This window comes from Deltaproteobacteria bacterium, from assembly GCA_016180855.1.
In the GTDB taxonomy this organism is placed as follows: domain Bacteria; phylum UBA10199; class UBA10199; order JACPAL01; family JACPAL01; genus JACPAL01.
Map to the genome: position 1 here is coordinate 30,713 of JACPAL010000013.1, position 15,210 is coordinate 45,922.

At 50.8% G+C, this 15,210-nt stretch carries 15 protein-coding genes; 3 read left to right on the forward strand and 12 right to left on the reverse strand.

Going from position 1 to position 15,210, the window contains the following annotated elements:
• Window positions 1–34: 34 nt before the first annotated feature.
• The 9 genes from HYT77_07160 to tgt all read right to left on the reverse strand — a co-directional run bounded on the left by HYT77_07160 (window position 35) and on the right by tgt (window position 8,498).
• Window positions 35–766 (reverse strand): 7-carboxy-7-deazaguanine synthase QueE, encoded by a 732-nt coding sequence (locus tag HYT77_07160; GenBank protein ID MBI2067774.1) that lies wholly within the window; start codon window positions 764–766, stop codon window positions 35–37.
• Entirely contained in the window at window positions 763–1,320 is a 558-nt protein-coding gene (locus tag HYT77_07165) for a DUF366 family protein (protein MBI2067775.1), read from the reverse strand. Before HYT77_07165 ends, HYT77_07160 begins: the two co-directional genes overlap by 4 nt.
• Window positions 1,317–1,985: a 7-cyano-7-deazaguanine synthase QueC gene (gene queC / locus HYT77_07170; protein MBI2067776.1), complete on the reverse strand. Its 669-nt coding sequence runs from the start codon at window positions 1,983–1,985 to the stop codon at window positions 1,317–1,319. The genes HYT77_07165 and queC overlap by 4 nt, the downstream gene beginning before the upstream one ends.
• Before the next feature lie 153 nt (window positions 1,986–2,138).
• Window positions 2,139–2,630 (reverse strand): hypothetical protein, encoded by a 492-nt coding sequence (locus HYT77_07175; protein ID MBI2067777.1) that lies wholly within the window; start codon window positions 2,628–2,630, stop codon window positions 2,139–2,141.
• 102 nt (window positions 2,631–2,732) lie between these two features.
• A complete protein-coding gene (gene recJ / locus HYT77_07180) occupies window positions 2,733–4,439 on the reverse strand; it encodes a single-stranded-DNA-specific exonuclease RecJ (GenBank protein ID MBI2067778.1) in 1,707 nt (568 codons plus the stop codon).
• A gap of 14 nt (window positions 4,440–4,453) precedes the next feature.
• Window positions 4,454–5,353, reverse strand: a complete 900-nt coding sequence (gene secF / locus HYT77_07185; GenBank protein MBI2067779.1) for a protein translocase subunit SecF — start codon at window positions 5,351–5,353, stop codon at window positions 4,454–4,456.
• Window positions 5,346–7,037 carry a protein translocase subunit SecD gene (gene secD / locus HYT77_07190; protein MBI2067780.1) on the reverse strand — a complete coding sequence of 564 codons (1,692 nt, stop codon included), beginning with the start codon at window positions 7,035–7,037 and terminating at the stop codon, window positions 5,346–5,348. The genes secF and secD overlap by 8 nt, the downstream gene beginning before the upstream one ends.
• Before the next feature lie 71 nt (window positions 7,038–7,108).
• Window positions 7,109–7,462: a preprotein translocase subunit YajC gene (yajC, locus tag HYT77_07195; GenBank protein ID MBI2067781.1), complete on the reverse strand. Its 354-nt coding sequence runs from the start codon at window positions 7,460–7,462 to the stop codon at window positions 7,109–7,111.
• Complete coding sequence (gene tgt, locus HYT77_07200) at window positions 7,413–8,498, reverse strand: tRNA guanosine(34) transglycosylase Tgt (GenBank protein MBI2067782.1); 1,086 nt, start codon at window positions 8,496–8,498, stop codon at window positions 7,413–7,415. Before tgt ends, yajC begins: the two co-directional genes overlap by 50 nt.
• A 36-nt stretch (window positions 8,499–8,534) precedes the next feature.
• On the opposite strand from tgt, the gene HYT77_07205 reads away from it, so the two are divergent.
• From HYT77_07205 to HYT77_07215, 3 genes are all read left to right on the forward strand, one after another.
• The gene (locus tag HYT77_07205; protein MBI2067783.1) at window positions 8,535–9,182 is read left to right on the forward strand and encodes a hypothetical protein; all 648 of its coding nucleotides are present in this window, start codon (window positions 8,535–8,537) and stop codon (window positions 9,180–9,182) included.
• A gap of 168 nt (window positions 9,183–9,350) precedes the next feature.
• Window positions 9,351–9,821 carry a tetratricopeptide repeat protein gene (locus tag HYT77_07210; protein MBI2067784.1) on the forward strand — a complete coding sequence of 157 codons (471 nt, stop codon included), beginning with the start codon at window positions 9,351–9,353 and terminating at the stop codon, window positions 9,819–9,821.
• Window positions 9,818–11,008: a 4-hydroxy-3-methylbut-2-enyl diphosphate reductase gene (locus tag HYT77_07215; GenBank protein MBI2067785.1), complete on the forward strand. Its 1,191-nt coding sequence runs from the start codon at window positions 9,818–9,820 to the stop codon at window positions 11,006–11,008. The genes HYT77_07210 and HYT77_07215 overlap by 4 nt, the downstream gene beginning before the upstream one ends.
• A 69-nt stretch (window positions 11,009–11,077) precedes the next feature.
• On the opposite strand, the gene HYT77_07220 is transcribed toward HYT77_07215, so the two are convergent.
• The 3 genes from HYT77_07220 to HYT77_07230 all read right to left on the reverse strand — a co-directional run bounded on the left by HYT77_07220 (window position 11,078) and on the right by HYT77_07230 (window position 15,189).
• Window positions 11,078–13,261 carry a hypothetical protein gene (locus HYT77_07220; GenBank protein MBI2067786.1) on the reverse strand — a complete coding sequence of 728 codons (2,184 nt, stop codon included), beginning with the start codon at window positions 13,259–13,261 and terminating at the stop codon, window positions 11,078–11,080.
• 164 nt (window positions 13,262–13,425) lie between these two features.
• Entirely contained in the window at window positions 13,426–14,316 is an 891-nt protein-coding gene (locus HYT77_07225) for an S-adenosylmethionine:tRNA ribosyltransferase-isomerase (GenBank protein ID MBI2067787.1), read from the reverse strand.
• A gap of 3 nt (window positions 14,317–14,319) precedes the next feature.
• Entirely contained in the window at window positions 14,320–15,189 is an 870-nt protein-coding gene (locus HYT77_07230; GenBank protein MBI2067788.1) for a SpoIID/LytB domain-containing protein, read from the reverse strand.
• Window positions 15,190–15,210: the final 21 nt, after the last annotated feature.

Here is a 15,210-nt window from a genome sequence, read left to right on the forward strand (position 1 = left end):
CAATAGATAAATTATTGAGAAAGGTGAGGGTCAATTATGGCATTCCCAGCGTCTTATGCATTTGAGGCAAAACTCGGACGTTTGGTAAGAGGTCATTGGCCAACTGCCACCATTGGTATAGTTGCCTCAAGATTGGTACCCCATCAAAAGTAGATGTCTCACTGACCGGCTGGAGGATAAAAGGTACTTGAGGAGCCAGCTTGGCAACTAAATTTATCGCTTGGGCAATTTCTTCATCTCTTGTTTCTGCGGTGACAACCACCTTCACATACACCTCTCTGGAGAGGGCAATCTTTAAGAATTCCTCATGCTCTTTCCAATAAGGCCTCATTCCCGTGGAGGAGGGGAGTTTAAGATCCATGCTGATGATGGAGACAAAGGGGAGTACTTCCTTCAGAGCTGCCATATGAACACCGGCTGTTTCCAAAAGAATCGTTCTCCCCGAAAGATTGGACAACCATTCTTTTAAGAATTTGGATCGTTGGAGTGGCTCACCACCCGTTAGGGCGATCGGGATTTTGGGAAAATCGCTAATGACTTTTTGAAGGGTGTCCACAGAGACCGGATTTGGAATTTCGAGTTTCATTTCCGAAAAAAAGTCTGGGATTACCTTGCAAAATCTGTTTATTTGAAAGGTGGCTGGCGTATCACACCATTGGCAGGAGAGTTCACAACCTTGAAAACGGACAAACAGGTGTCCTTCACCCGCATAAGGTCCCTCTCCTTGAAAGGAAGGGAAAATTTCAACCAGATTGGCTGCCTTCATGAAACAGGTCTGACCTTAGATTGGGCAATAGAAACCGATTCAACCTCATGCTTGAACGTCTCCAGGAGTGATTGGGCAAAGACAGCTGGATCGAGTCCATAGTCGAGAAGCCCCTTTGTTTTTACCGGTGTATTTTTTGAGGAGACGTTGATCCCAAAGTGAATCAGTGTAGAGACAGGAGAGGCTGTAGCGATCGAAACAGAGAGCTTGGCATCTCCTTCAAAAAGATCATTTCCGGCACGAATCAGCTGTGTTGTCTTTGCCCTGAAGATGATCTCCTGTTGTGCCAGACTGACCAACAGCCTCTGAACGAGTATTGTTCTAGAGAGATCAGCACCAAAAAACTCTCCGATAAAATGGAGCATCTCTTCGCTATAGATCTTTTTCCCGTCCTTTTGATCGACCAGGTCGACCATCTGATCGGTTGCAACATGACATCCTCCCTGAAAGGCTACCAGTGCATCTCCGAGGATGTTCGTTGTCTGGAATATCCAGTGGGGTCTTAACTGACGGCCGTCGTAGTTCATCCGTTCACTCAGCCACTGAATCTTCATATTGTGATGCCGATTTCCCGGAAGGCGCGGAATGAACGACTGCACGACTCGCACTGCCGGCAGGGGGACGAACCGCCCTCATAACAAAACCAGATTTTCTCAAAATCGATACCCAGTGCCTTTGCCTTGTTGGCGATCTCTCGCTTGTTCATAGCGACGGTGAAACTCATGACTTTGACGCGACTTAGTGTCGAATACCAAAAGAACTCGTTTGCGGCGTGGACAAAGGGGGTGCTGTTGTCGGGAAATGTAATTCCTTCCTCCTCATTAAAACCGGTGACAAGCGTTTCAGCGCCGGCCGATTCGGCAAAAGCGGCAGCGATATTTAAAAAAATGCCGTTACGGTTGGGGACCCAGACTGCCTGAGCGGACGGAAAGGTTTTGTCTGTATTATCAAGATCCTCTTCAGCCAGGGAGGGGATTTTTTTCCCTTGATCGACAAGGGAGGTCTTGGTGATTTCAGAGAGCCATGGCAGTGTAATGATCCTATGGGAGACCCCCATGAGATCTGCCTGATACTTTGCTGCCTCAATCTCCCTTTTTACGGCCCGCTGTCCGTAATCAAAAGTCAGTGCCAGAACCGGCTTTGTCTGCTCCCGAGCAATCCAGGAAGAGACCGTGGAGTCCAGACCTCCTGAGAGAATCAAGATAGAGTGATGAGCCATGCGGACGCTCTATCAAAAAGATTCTCCTAATATCAAGGGGGGCAATAACGATTTTGCCTGGTCTGTGGACCAGGCAAAATCGAGGGTATTATGGGGTGTAGCTTTACTAGTCCTGAGACAATAAATTCGTCACCGAATTTATGAATCGAAGGACTAAGCCGCTTTTCGCGACAGCTTCTTAATTCTATCTTCAAGATGGGCAATTTTACGCGACAGATGCTCCACATCGGACTCGGAAGGAATGCTCAAGGCTGTGAGCAATTGCCTCTTTGTCTGGCGGGCCGTGCTGCGGGCACGCAGTACCAATTCACTTGCCTGAAACCGCTCCACAAGATCCTCCAGATTTTTTCTGGCCTCCTGGATCAGGAAATCCTTGCTAAAGGTGCCAGACTGAATTTCTCTTGCGCGTTCGATGACATCATCAACGAGCTCTCTCAAATTCTCTGTTTTCTCAGAGGCGACACTGTAAAGGCCATCATGTCGAATCTGACTCACAAGACCACGAATACTCGTTCTCAGCTCTTCGGACGTCTGTTCCGCCAGAAGACGCAATTGGTGAACGACCTTCTCTGCCTCTTTCTCAAGACGGGTCAAAAGATCGGTAAGATTCTCAAGACCCTTCTTTGTTTTTCTTTTGGCTGCCATAGAGACCTCCTTGTTTTTTTCAAACTCAATATAACACAGCGCGTTAATGAGTCAAGGGAATTTTATGCGTTGCGTTATGAATACTTTAAATGTATTTATATTTCAATTAGTTAGTGATATTTCTTTTATATTCAATTGCAGGGTTTCAATGCCATTCCAGCACTGGATTTGGGGGGTGTGGATAATGGTAACAGGATTTCCCGACGAAATTTTTGGGAGAAAATCACCCTGATCAAACGCGATTGCCTCCAAGGCAGTTCCCTCCTGGATGACTTTTGCCTTGAGATGTTTCTGGCCAACGATTCGGCAATCGTGAAAACGTACGGAACAGCTTCCGAGGAGAGGAGAGGGGTTTGACGGACCGAACGGTTCCAGAAGTTGGAGCTGTTTCACAAAAAGAGGTGAGATCTCGCAGAATGGAACGAGGGCATCCAGGATCCGAATTTTATTGGATGCAAGAGGTTCCCCCCGGAGTCTTTCGTTGAAACGGGATCGAAATTCACTGACTTTCTCGCGATCCAGTGTGAGACCACAGGCAGCGTCATGTCCTCCGAATCCTATAAAGCAGTCCCTTAAATCGTTCAGGGTCTTGTAGAGCGAAATGCCAGGCACCGTCCTTCCAGATCCCTTTCCAATCCCATCCTGAAGTGACAGGACAATAGCGGGGCGTCCATATCTTTCCACCAGCTTGGCAGCGACAATGCCAACGACACCAAGGTGCCATTTTTCCGATGCCACAACAATACCTGGATTTTGTTTTTGCTCTCTTTCAATGATGATGACCGCTTCCTGGAGGACCTCTTCTTCGATTTGTTGTCGCCTTCGATTCAGGGAGTCGAGTTCGGATGCGAGACATGTCGCCGCCTCCTCGTTTTCAGAAAGCAGGAGTTTAAGGGCTATTTGGGGATCGGAAAGCCTTCCAGCGGCGTTGATGCGGGGAGCTAATCGGAATGAAACGGTTCCGACTCCAATAGGCGGTCGGGATTGTGATTGGGCTAAAAGGGCCCGAATACCGGGTCGCTCCGATCTTTCAATCTCTTTGAGCCCCTCTTTCACCAGAAGGCGGTTGGTATTTGTCAAGGGAACGATGTCGGCGATTGTCCCGAGACAGGCCAAGTCGAGATAGCGTTTCAGATTAGGAAGGGGCGACACGCCTCGTTCGCGCAATTTTTTCCGAAAAGCAATTAGCAGAAGAAAGACAAGCCCTGCGGAAGCGACCGGGTCTGGAAATTGCGAATCACTCCTTTTTGGGTTTAGGAGGGCCGTTACAGGAGGCAGTTTTTTCGGTGCCTCATGATGATCAATCACAATAACGTCGATTTTCTGCTCCGCCAGATAACAAAGCTCTTCGTAGGCATTGGTCCCGTTGTCTATGGTTACGAGAAGATCCGGTTTTTTCTTGGCGAGCAGAGTTTCCAGTGATTTTCGGTTGAGACCATAGCCGTCGTTGAGACGATGTGGCAGAAAGAAATCGACCGGAAGACCGATTTCACGAAAAAAGGAGACCCATTGGGCCGTACCGGTGATCCCATCAACGTCGTAATCGCCGTAAAAAAGTATGTTCTCCTGCCTCTCCCAGGCCTGCAGAAGTCGCGCCAACCCCTTTTCAACATCCGGAAGAAGTGTGATGTCGGGAAGATGATCCCATTGGGGATAGAGAAAGCGGCGTGCCGCTTCCGGAGAGGCCAATCCCCTTCGGATCAGGAGGTGGGCGATAACAGGATGCAGTGAGAGGGGCTCCGCAAGAAGGGTCTCCTTTTCCTGGTTTCGTTCAGACGGTTTCCAACTGGAAGTCTGTTGATAAACCATTTCTCACCATCCTGCTAGCGGTGTTTAAATTTTTGTGTAAGACGGGGACCATACTCTTTAAGATAAATATAGAATGGACAGGCGACAAAAATTGTCGAGTAGGTCCCCGAAATACAGCCGACCGTCATGGCGAATCCAAAGTTTTGAAACTCACCCTCCCCAAAGAGATACATCAAGACAACGACAAACAGGACGGTGAGTGTGGTGATGATCGTTCGTGAAAGGGTTTCGTTCAAGGTGATATTGATCAGTTCTCTAAGCGGCTTCTTTTCCATAATCGGAAGGTTTTCCCGGACACGGTCGTAGATAACAATTGTATCGTTGATGGAGTAACCAATAATCGTCAGCAGCGCGGCGATGACCGTCAGGCTGACCTCACGTCCGGTCAGGGCAAAGGCGCCCAGGGTGATCAGCACATCGTGAACAAGGGCCAGGATGGCGCCCGGGGCAAAAATAAAGTCGAAACGGTAACCGACATAGATCAGCATGAGAAGCCATGAGACGATAATTGCCAGGATCCCCTTTTTACGGAGTTCGGAACCGGCCTTCGGGCCAACCGTTTCCTCCTGTTCTATCTCAAGGGAGGCGACGTTCAGCCCTTTACGAAACGCCTCCGTGATCTTTGACGACAGCCCCTCTTTTTCACTAACTTCAAATTTTATCATCATCCGATTTTCAGAGATCTCTCCCACCTGCTGAACCGAAAAGTCCCCCAACTCTAATGGTTCCAGAAGTGTCCGTAGAGCGGTTTCTGAGACCGGTTCCGAAAAACGGTAGTGAAGCTTGATCCCCCCTTTAAAATCGATACCAAAATTAAGTCCTCGACTGCCCATGAGGTAAAGGCTTCCGCCAACAGCAATAACGGAGACCAGTATGAAGAGGTTCATCCGGCGGATAAATTGGAAATTAAACACTGATCGACTCCTTTTTCAGACCATACAGAATTCCGTCTTGCAGGACACGGGTGACCCACAGGGCAGTGACCAGAGTAGAAACAATTCCAATCATCAAGGTAACTGCAAAGCCTCGAATAGGGCCTGTTCCAAACTGATACAGAACAATGCCGGCGAGGAAAGTGGTAATATTCGAGTCTAGAATCGCCCTCGTAGCGTTATGATAACCCGCTTCAATCGCAGAGCGACCTGAATGCCCATGGCGAAGCTCTTCCCTCATTCTTTCAAAAATCAGGATATTGGCATCGACCGCCATACCGATCGTCAGAACAAGGCCCGCAATGCCCGGCATGGTCAGCGTGGCCTGAAAAATGGCCAGCGCGGCCAGAACGAAGAGAATGTTTAAGATCAGTGCGATATCCGCCAAGAGACCGGACAGTTTATAATAGGTGATCATAAAAATGATGACAACGAGGCTCGCCATGAGCATGACCTTCATTCCGCGCTGTATCGTGTCCTTTCCGAGAGAAGCCCCCACAACTGTTTTTGTCAGCTCCTTGAGTTTTGCCGGCAGGGCCCCCTCACGCAGAACGAGGGTCAGGTCGTCCGCCTCCCTTAGGAGCGTTTGATAATCGCCAAGGCCGAGCGTGATTTGGGCCTCCCCCGACAAAATCGGCTCACGAATAACCGGCGCAGAGGCCACATTGTCGTCCAATAAGATCGCCAGTCGTTTTCCGACGTGATTTTTGGTCAGGTCGGCAAAAAGCCTTGTCCCGATACTGTTGAATGAAAGGCTGACGTAAGGTTCATTATTGTTGATGTTAACTTGGGCGTTTTTCAGCATCTCGCCGGTGACCTCCGCCTTTCTCTTCAGAAGATAGGGCGTGCCGCCCACAATTTTCTTTGTCAGTGGATCACGCTGGATCTCAAAAAGGATCTCACTCTCGACCGGCAATCTCTCTTTGAGTTTCTCATTAATTTTGGCGATGCTTTGTTCAGAGTAATCTTCCGTCAGGTTCGACTCATTTCGGGTTTCGGCAACCCATCCACGCACCGTATCATCGGCAACCGATTCATCAACCAGTTTGAACTCAAGTTTACCGGATTTTTTGATAAGATTGAGTGCGCGATCGGGATCGGTCATTCCGGGGAGTTCCACGGAAATTTTGTTGCCGCCTAGCCGTACGATCGTCGGTTCAGAAACCCCATAACGATCGATTCGGTTCCGGATTGTCTCCAGGGCCTGCTGAACTGCATAATTTCTTGTCTGATCTTCAAAACTTTTGGTGAGATGATAAACGAGTCTCTTTTCTCCGTTCTGACCACCGGCCTCAATCAAAGTCTCGTTATAGTTTTTTCTGATCCAGTGGGAGATCTCTTCATGAGACTGACCCTCCTTGGGGGTGATAAGAATCTCCGAATTGTCGGGGTTTCTCTCGATTTTTTCCGGCGCAAACGGCTCTTTCTTGAGTAGGCGTTCCAGATCGGAAGAGAGAAGGTCCGCCTTGTTCTTGAGGGCTTCTTCGACTTGAACCTCAAGTTCGACATAAATCCCTCCCTGAAGATCGAGACCGAGCTTGATCTCGTCGGGCGGAAAGAGGTAAACATAGAAAGGGAGTGGAGTCTCTTTCTCCTGTGCCAAGGTACGAACATTCTCAAAATGTCCGATCGTCGGAACGAGAAAATAGACGGAGAGAAGGATCATAACGGAACTTAAGATTGCTTTTGTACGCCAATGAGACGGCATTGTTTAAGGACCGTAGGGCTTGAAGGGGGTCACTTGGATGGAGTCGTTGCGGCTGTCTTGACCAAGGCCACCTGGTGCTTGTCCATTTTGAGTCGGACATTCTCAGAGACTTCCAGGTGAACAATGGAATCGACCAGATTGGCAACTTTGCCATGAATCCCCGAAAGCGTTACGACCTCATCCCCCTTTTTAAGGTTGTTGATCAACTCCTGATGTTTCTTCCTCTGTTTGGACTGTGGCCGAAGGATCAGGAAGTAGAAGACGAAGAAGACCAGTATGAGGGGGAGAAACGTCATGAGGCTTCCTCCCGGCGGGGTTGCCTGTGAGACAGGGCTAGACTCTTGAGCCGCTGCGGTTCCGATAAAAAGACTCTCTAAATTCATCGTATCTCCCCTCCTGAATCGCCGTCCGGAGTTCCCGGATCAGCGTTAGGTAATAATGAAGGTTATGTATCGTATTGAGCCTCGCTGAAAGAATCTCTTTCGCAAGGTACAAATGTCGAAGGTAGGCCCTACTATATCTCTGACAGACCGGGCAAGAACAATTTTCGTCGATCGGCCGCGCATCCTCCTTATAACAGGCATGTCGTATCTGCATTTCACCAAACGTCGTAAAAAGTTCCCCATTACGGGCGTTGCGGGTCGGTACGACGCAATCAAACATGTCAACTCCTGCGCCAATCAGTTCTACGATATCTTCGGGTAATCCGATCCCCATTGCGTAGCGGGGGTATTCCGGAGGGATTGCGTCGGCCGTTTCTGCTGCCATTTCGTAGAGCAGCTCCTTCGGCTCACCAACCGAAAGGCCACCGATGGCAAAACCGGCGAAGCCGGTCGTTTCAAGAAGTCTTTCCGTACATTCCTTGCGAAGGTTTTTATAGATGCTTCCTTGAATAATCCCAAACAACAAAGAACGTGAACGAAGAACGGCGGTTGTCGACCGCTTGGCCCATTCAATCGTTAGTTCCATCGATCGTCTTGCGTCACTTTCGGAGACCGGATAAGGTGTGCAGTCATCCAGGACCATCATGATATCCGATCCCAATGCCTGCTGGATTGCAATTGCCTTCTCTGGCGTAAGAAAGTGACGTTCTCCGTCGATATGAGACTGGAATTCGACGCCGTCGGGTTTCATCTTTCTGATTTTTGAGAGGGAAAAGACCTGATAACCGCCGGAATCGGTCAGGAGGGGGCGATTCCAGGACATGAAGTGGTGTAATCCCCCAAGATTTCTCACGGTCTCATGTCCGGGGCGGAGCATCAAATGGTAGGTATTTCCCAGAATGATCTCAGCCCCCAACGCCTCCAGTTCCTCCGAGGAGAGTGCCTTAACGGTACCAACAGTTCCCACCGGCATAAAAATAGGAGTTGTCAAGGAGCCGTGGGGGGTCGCTATTTGTGTGATACGAGGGGTTGCCATTGCAGCCGGCACTTACTTGGCATATAGCGATCCCCCATGTCCAAAAGAATTCTTGTCACCTCCGGCCCTACCCGAGCCGCTCTGGATGACGTCCGGTTCTTGACGAACCGGTCAACGGGCCGTTTTGGGACGCTGTTGGCCAGAGAGGCGTTGAAGAGAGGATGTCGCGTTACCTTTGTCTATGGAATTGGGAGTGAGATCCCTCCACGGCACCACCGCTTACAAACCATCGCAATCGAAACGAACGAGGACCTTAAGGCTGTTTTAAGGCATGAGTTAAAAAACAGGCGGTATGACGCCGTTATTCACGCGATGGCGGTTCTGGATTTCAGGCCGGAGAAGATTGGGAAGGGTAAGAGAAGTTCAAGGGTAGGCCGATGGTCCGTGACGTTTGTACCGACCCCCAAGATCATTTCAAGAATAAAAAAATGGTCTCCCGATGTTTTTCTGGTCGGCTTCAAGCTGGAGAGCGGTCTTTCGGTCCCCAGGCTCATTCGTCGAGGGAGGATGCTTTTGCGTGACTCCGGCGCCGATCTTGTTCTGGTGAATCAACTCCCACAAGGGGATGACGAGAGGCATACGGGGTACCTGCTTTTAAAGGGGAGGTCTGATTCCAGGAAGGTAACAGGCAAAAAACAGCTGGCGCAAAAAATCATCTCGCACATTTTAGACATTTCTTATTGACTTACACATAAGCCATAGAAAGACGATGCCTTCCAAAAATAATGAGAAAGATCCGAGGCAGACGAGGAGGCGCGACGCAGGCGTACTTGCTGTGGTACGTCGAGGAGCCGCCGACGAAGTCAATTCCGATTCTTGACAGCAGCTACTGATTCAAGAGAGGAGAGGGGAATGAAAAAGGGAGTGTTAGTTTTTGCCCTACTGACGGCCATCATTGGATCCTTTTTGATTTACCGGCATTTCAGAGGGACGCCGCAGGCCCCCAAGACAGTTTCCACTGAGGAGACAAAAAGTCTCCTGAGAGAGCAACACGACTACTTTCAGAAAAAAGGAGCTCAAGGGGTCAGGGAGAAGCAGTATGCCCCTGTAATCGAGACCCTAAAAAGAATGTTAGTTAAATATCCCGACAATATTCCCCTCAAACAGAAGCTGGCCTTCGCCTATTTTGCGTCGGGGCATTATGATGATGCCGAGCCTCTTCTTCGGGAGGTCGTGGATCATAACCTGGCGGACGCCGAGACCTACTATGAGCTTGGGTTTATTGCCAAAGAAAAGGGGGAACAAGACGAGTCGGCTCGTCTTGTCAAAAAGGCACTTGAGCTGAATCCCAAACATCAAGGGGCGATGGAGCTTTCCAAATGACCTCCCACCTTCATCCTGATTCCTTCCGGCCCGGCCAGATCGTCAGAAAAAGTTTTGGATTGAAAGAGGCGATTCAGGAGAGCCTGAAGCAAGATTACGCCAGTCCGATTATCCAGAAGATTGTTGAAGCGGATTATCTGTACAGCGAAAAGGGTTTGACCTTTCATCTGGCGAGATCGTTCGGATTCTGTTACGGAGTCGATCGGGCGGTCGATCTGGCCTACGAAACCCGGAAGAAGTTTCCTGATCGCCGTATTTTCCTCACGGCGCAGATCATTCATAATCCACGGGTGAACAAGAACCTGCAGGAGATGGGGATCGATTTTCTTGAAGACTACAGTCAGGTGACCTCCAAAGACGTCGTTGTCCTCCCCGCCTTTGGGGCGACGGCGAGCCAGATTGAGACATTGAAAGGGATTGGGTGTGTGTTGGTTGACACCATTTGCGGTTCCGTATTGAACGTCTGGAAAAGGGTGGAGAGCTACGCCATGGAACGCTTCACGGCGGTCATCCATGGAAAATATTATCATGAGGAGACCCAGGCAACGAGCTCTCGTGTTTTTGAGTATCCCGGTGGACGGTATCTTGTGGTGTTGGACTTGAATGAAACCGATTATGTCTGCCGCTACATCCGGGAGGGGGTGGAGAAACAGGATTTTTTGGATCGTTTTGCAAAACAGGTTTCTCCAGGGTTTGATCCTGATCAGGATCTCAAGAGGATTGGCGTGGCGAATCAGACGACAATGCTCATGAGCGAATCGATCGAGATTGCGCGTCGTCTGGAACAGGCGCTGGCCGATCGTTATGGGAGCGAAAATCTTGCAACCCATTTCAGAAATTTTGACACGATTTGCAGTGCGACGGAGGATCGGCAAAATGCGATGATTGATTTGGTGAAGAATAGGCATTTGGATTTGATGCTCGTGATCGGCGGCTTCAATTCCAGCAATACAAACCACCTGGCCAAGATCGCCTCCTCGAAGATCCCGCGTACCTATCACATCGAAGACAAGGATTTTCTTATCTCTCCGGACGAGATCCGGCATAAGCCGGTTGGCAAATTTGATGTTGTTACGAGTAAAGACTGGTTGCCCTCTGGTGAGCTCAGTATCGGCATTACTTCAGGGGCCTCAACCCCCAATCAGGTGATGGGGGATGTGATCGAAAGGGTCCTGTTATTTCGCTAAAAACAGCAAGGCCCCTGTCACGCAACTGACAGGGGCCTTCTCTTTAAGTTTACTCTTATTCTAGACTCCCTACATGACCTCCCCACGGCAAGTCTGGGCATTACCCGGTTGGTGGCAGAACGCATCACACTCCGGTTTTGTTACATCATCACCGAACTCGTCGATACAGGCCTGAGGCGTGCCGCCATCTGAAGGGGCAGCGTTAGGTCCGGTTGCTGAGCCGAATTCAGGCGGCTTATCGAAGCTCGGCGGGTCAACAGTGTAGGTTTCTGTACAGGTCGGAGACTGGGCGGTCCCCCCAAAGCCAAGGCTGGCTACTACAGGGGTCGTGCTCGTGTTGTAACCGACCGTAACGATTGTCAGATGTCCTGGCATCGTGATATTTGTTGTAGCACCAAGCATATTCGGCTGACCCGTGGGGGTCAGGGTAAAATCCTCACACGATCTCTCGGTCGGGATGCAGTACTTTTTAGCATCAGTATCGATCGGGTTGACGAAGATAGACTCTGGTGATCGTCCGCTACCGCACACATTCGACGTTCTTTGTAACTGACCACCAAACTGTCCGAAGTTAGGGGGGCCTTCCTCGTGGAGTTCTTCTGCCCCATTGGCCATCTCTTCCGATTGACAGTTGTAACCACCCATCCCTTCTTCATCACGAAGTCCCTCTTCCATTGCGAAACATTCCTGCATGTAGCCCTCGATCTTCCGTCCATCCTCCTGGGACATCCCTTCAAACTTGATCGCTGTGAAGGTTCCTCCGCAATCCCAGGATCTGGAGAAGGCAGGGGTTGTAATCGATTCACTCAAGGCATCAACATTGTAGGCGGCGACCTCTGTGAAGTACCTCGCGGTTGCCGACGCGATCCTCTGGAAGGTTTGCGTGATCTTCCGCCCACCAAATTCGGAGGTGGTCACCCCATTGGAGATTGCAAAACACTCGGTCTCTGAATGTGTCACTGTCCCACAGGAGCCATCGGCCTCCGCGGCAACCATCGGACAATCGGTTGCACTGGCTGCATTCGGATCAAAGTCGGGATTTGGACAGACGGCTACAGTCGTATAGTTGGTTGATGTGAGCGCCTCTGTAAGCCCGCAGATCTCACCACTGAACGCCTGGAGGAAATCCCCCAAGGCGGCGGTATCAACACTGTATGGAACCATGTCGGACAGGCGCATCGGAGGGGGAGAGCCGGTAAAACTGAATTTGGCGCACCCTTCCGTTGCGTTGAACTTGGCATAGGCCTTTCCGGTGAATGTGGTCCTCTTCTGGGTAAAAGGATCGACAAAGTTACCCGCGAACGCCCCGCGGAGTGCATTGTAGCTCGCTGTTGCCTCGAATCCAATGAATCCAGTGCCAAAACCACCATCCACATTGGCGGTTGCTGTGGCTGTTCCATCACCGAGGCTCACAACACCGTCGGTCACCTTTCCGGTTGCTCCGAGATCCACTGTCATACTAAAAGAGGAAGACTCACTGCGCCCTTGGAACTCTCCAGCGTGAACGATGCTGGCAGTGTAGACCGCTCCGTCGGCTGAATAGGTCGCCTCCTCCTCAAGGCTACCGTTGAAACACATGTCGAGCTGAAGGGCGTTGTCGATGACACCAACACGTATCTTGATCTCTTCAGGCCCTGTCTCAACCTCCGACTCGCAGGCCGCCTTCTCCTCGGTCCTCTCGGCAGGGATGCCATCGCAGAAGTCATCCTTGTCGTCTTCCGCTGCCGCCGGGGGGGTAAGGTTGTACAAGGCACGCTCTCCCGCCGGGATGGTAATCAACTTAGCCTTTTCCATCGCCTCCACGTAACAACGAGGGAGCTGGGCCTGCCTGCTCATCCGGATGACCTCCTTCTTGTGCATGTTGCTCTCGCAACCGGCGCGTGAAGGCTTGTCAACCGCATCGAGTGCATCCTTGAAAGAACCGAGTTTTGTCCCCTTCTCTTCAACGACCTTCAAGGCCAGGGCCGATCGTGAGGCGGTTTGCAATGCGCTGGCGCTTGAGGATTGAGAGAGATCCAGGGTGGAAATGTCAGTCGATGGAACCGTCCTTAAGGAAGAGACATCGGCTGTCCCTGCAGTGGTCGTTCCGGTCGTGGAGCCGGTAGAGCCCCCTGAACCGGTTCCGGAAGAGCCTCCGGAATCGCTGGAAGAGCCTCTCGTGCTCCCGCATCCCCCAAATCCTGTTACTGTGTTGAGGGCCCAGACAAAGGCAACGACCATGAGCCCCGTTGCGATCTTTTTAATAGTGAACATAGGATCCCCCTCCTTGTTTTTCCGTCCCGGACAGGGAGGATGTGCAACCCCAGTGCCAAAGACGGGATTTTATAACTGCGCAATATGATCCAATTTTTAGAAACTGTCAATTTTAAAAAGGGTCCTGTTTCACCCGTTTGACGACGGAATTTTGACGGAAGAAGTTATAAAATCAGCATGCAGTCGCCGTAGGAGAAGAGGCGATATCCTTGATGAACCACCTCTTTGTAGGCCGATAGGATAAACTCCCGGCCCGCAAAGGCCGAGACCATAACGAGTACGGTTGAGCGGGGGCGGTGAAAATTTGTGAGGAGGGCGTCGACGATTTGAAATTGAAAACCGGGGGTGATGAATAGAGATGTCTCATATCTCCCCCCCAAAGATTTTTCGGAGACAGGATCCCCCCTTCTTAAATTAAGAGGGGGGAGTACTGGTGGTCTTTGCAACCATGGAAGGGGGGCGATACCGGCCCACGACTCGAGCGCCCTCACCACCGTTGTTCCTACAGCGACGACCCTCCTCTTCTCCGCCTTGGCCTTTATAACGGCCTCAATCGTTTCCGGGGGAATCAGATACTCCTCTCCGTGCATCGGGTGTTGGTCCAACTTTTGGGAGCGGATCGGCTTGAAGGTATCGTAGTTGACATGGAGGGTCAGGAATTTGATCTCGGTCCCTTTTTGGGCAAGGCGTCCCAAGATCTCTTCGGTCAAATGGAAGCCGGCGGTTGGGGCTGCCTTGGAGCCTGGAACGGAGGCGTAGACCGTCCGGTACCTCTGGAAGTCTTCCTCGGTAAAGTCACTGGGGTCGATCCGCCTTATATAAGGAGGGAGGGGGGGGATCTTCTTCCCGTCCCTTTCCACGAGATCGGCCTCGGCGTTGTTCAGGATCAGAAGGTCTCCCTCCCGAATATATTGGGTAAAATCAGAAAATCCTTGGTGGAGCCAGGAGTCGGTTTGGCGATTTAAGACGATCATTCTGGAGTCCTCTCGCCGCGGAAGTGGATGTTGGGCGACGAGCTCCTCGGGGTATTGATAGGTAAATAGAGAGGTTTCCATCAATCACCGCCTTTTTTGCTTGAGGCCGGCCCCCGGATAATAAAAATCGAGGATCTCTTCATAGTGGAATCCCTGATCCGCCATCCCCTTCGCCCCCCATTGGCAGAGCCCAACACCATGCCCGTATCCCCTGCCAACCAGACGAGCCTCCCCCTCCTCGGGATAAATATCAAAGAGTGTGCTCTTGACCTTGTCAAAACCAAACCGCCTTCGGAAATCGTTCCCTTTAAACTCCTCCTGATGATCCGTAGAGGCGAGAAGCAGGTTGTCGATACGACCTGAATCCGTTTTTCGAAGAACCTTGAGGTCCACATCGGTCCCCGGCAGAGCGAATTCGTATTCCCAGAAGTAATAAGGGGCCTCCTCACAATAGGGATCGTCATGGACCTGATTGAGAGGAGAGATGTCAGGTTCTCCCCAAACATCTTTTGCCTTCTCGCTGACTCCCCCGCAGGTACTATGAAAGAAGGCTGGAATGATTTTATCGTCATAAGTGAGATATTCCCCCTCCGTTTCCTGCACCGCCTGTAGAATGAGAGGGGAGGTTTTGGTCTCTGGAAGGTAGAGCTGATCCTTTACGGATGACTCGAGGTCGTAATTTTCTCCTGTGCGGGGATGTTCCCTTCTGTAAAGCGCATAGGTGCGGCTTGCGACTGCCTGGGCCTTCAATGCCTCGAGTGGCCAGTTCGGAAAGACCTCATTCTGCAGGACCCCGATCAGATACTCCTCCAGAGGGATCTCGATGATTGTGAGGGGGTTCCTTTGCGTGGCGATCCGGATCGTCTCTTCCCGTTTCGTGCCAAGAGAGGCACAATGAATGATTGTGAGAGAAGCAAGGAGGAGGAGTACTGATTTTGACGGAAGGTGTCCCATAGAAAGGTCTTCTATCGAAGA

Excerpts from the sequence above, each read along its gene's own strand:
- HYT77_07220 (MBI2067786.1), bottom strand. The coding sequence starts at position 13,261 with ATGTTCACTATTAAAAAGATCGCAACGGGGCTCATGGTCGTTGCCTTT.
- HYT77_07210 (MBI2067784.1), top strand. The coding sequence starts at position 9,351 with ATGAAAAAGGGAGTGTTAGTTTTTGCCCTACTGACGGCCATCATTGGA.
- HYT77_07205 (MBI2067783.1), top strand. The coding sequence starts at position 8,535 with ATGTCCAAAAGAATTCTTGTCACCTCCGGCCCTACCCGAGCCGCTCTG.
- HYT77_07230 (MBI2067788.1), bottom strand. The coding sequence starts at position 15,189 with ATGGGACACCTTCCGTCAAAATCAGTACTCCTCCTCCTTGCTTCTCTC.
- secD (MBI2067780.1), bottom strand. The coding sequence starts at position 7,037 with ATGATCCTTCTCTCCGTCTATTTTCTCGTTCCGACGATCGGACATTTT.
- HYT77_07175 (MBI2067777.1), bottom strand. The coding sequence starts at position 2,630 with ATGGCAGCCAAAAGAAAAACAAAGAAGGGTCTTGAGAATCTTACCGAT.
- HYT77_07165 (MBI2067775.1), bottom strand. The coding sequence starts at position 1,320 with ATGAAGATTCAGTGGCTGAGTGAACGGATGAACTACGACGGCCGTCAG.
- queC (MBI2067776.1), bottom strand. The coding sequence starts at position 1,985 with ATGGCTCATCACTCTATCTTGATTCTCTCAGGAGGTCTGGACTCCACG.
- HYT77_07160 (MBI2067774.1), bottom strand. The coding sequence starts at position 766 with ATGAAGGCAGCCAATCTGGTTGAAATTTTCCCTTCCTTTCAAGGAGAG.
- tgt (MBI2067782.1), bottom strand. The coding sequence starts at position 8,498 with ATGGCAACCCCTCGTATCACACAAATAGCGACCCCCCACGGCTCCTTG.
- HYT77_07215 (MBI2067785.1), top strand. The coding sequence starts at position 9,818 with ATGACCTCCCACCTTCATCCTGATTCCTTCCGGCCCGGCCAGATCGTC.
- HYT77_07225 (MBI2067787.1), bottom strand. The coding sequence starts at position 14,316 with ATGGAAACCTCTCTATTTACCTATCAATACCCCGAGGAGCTCGTCGCC.
- recJ (MBI2067778.1), bottom strand. The coding sequence starts at position 4,439 with ATGGTTTATCAACAGACTTCCAGTTGGAAACCGTCTGAACGAAACCAG.
- yajC (MBI2067781.1), bottom strand. The coding sequence starts at position 7,462 with ATGAATTTAGAGAGTCTTTTTATCGGAACCGCAGCGGCTCAAGAGTCT.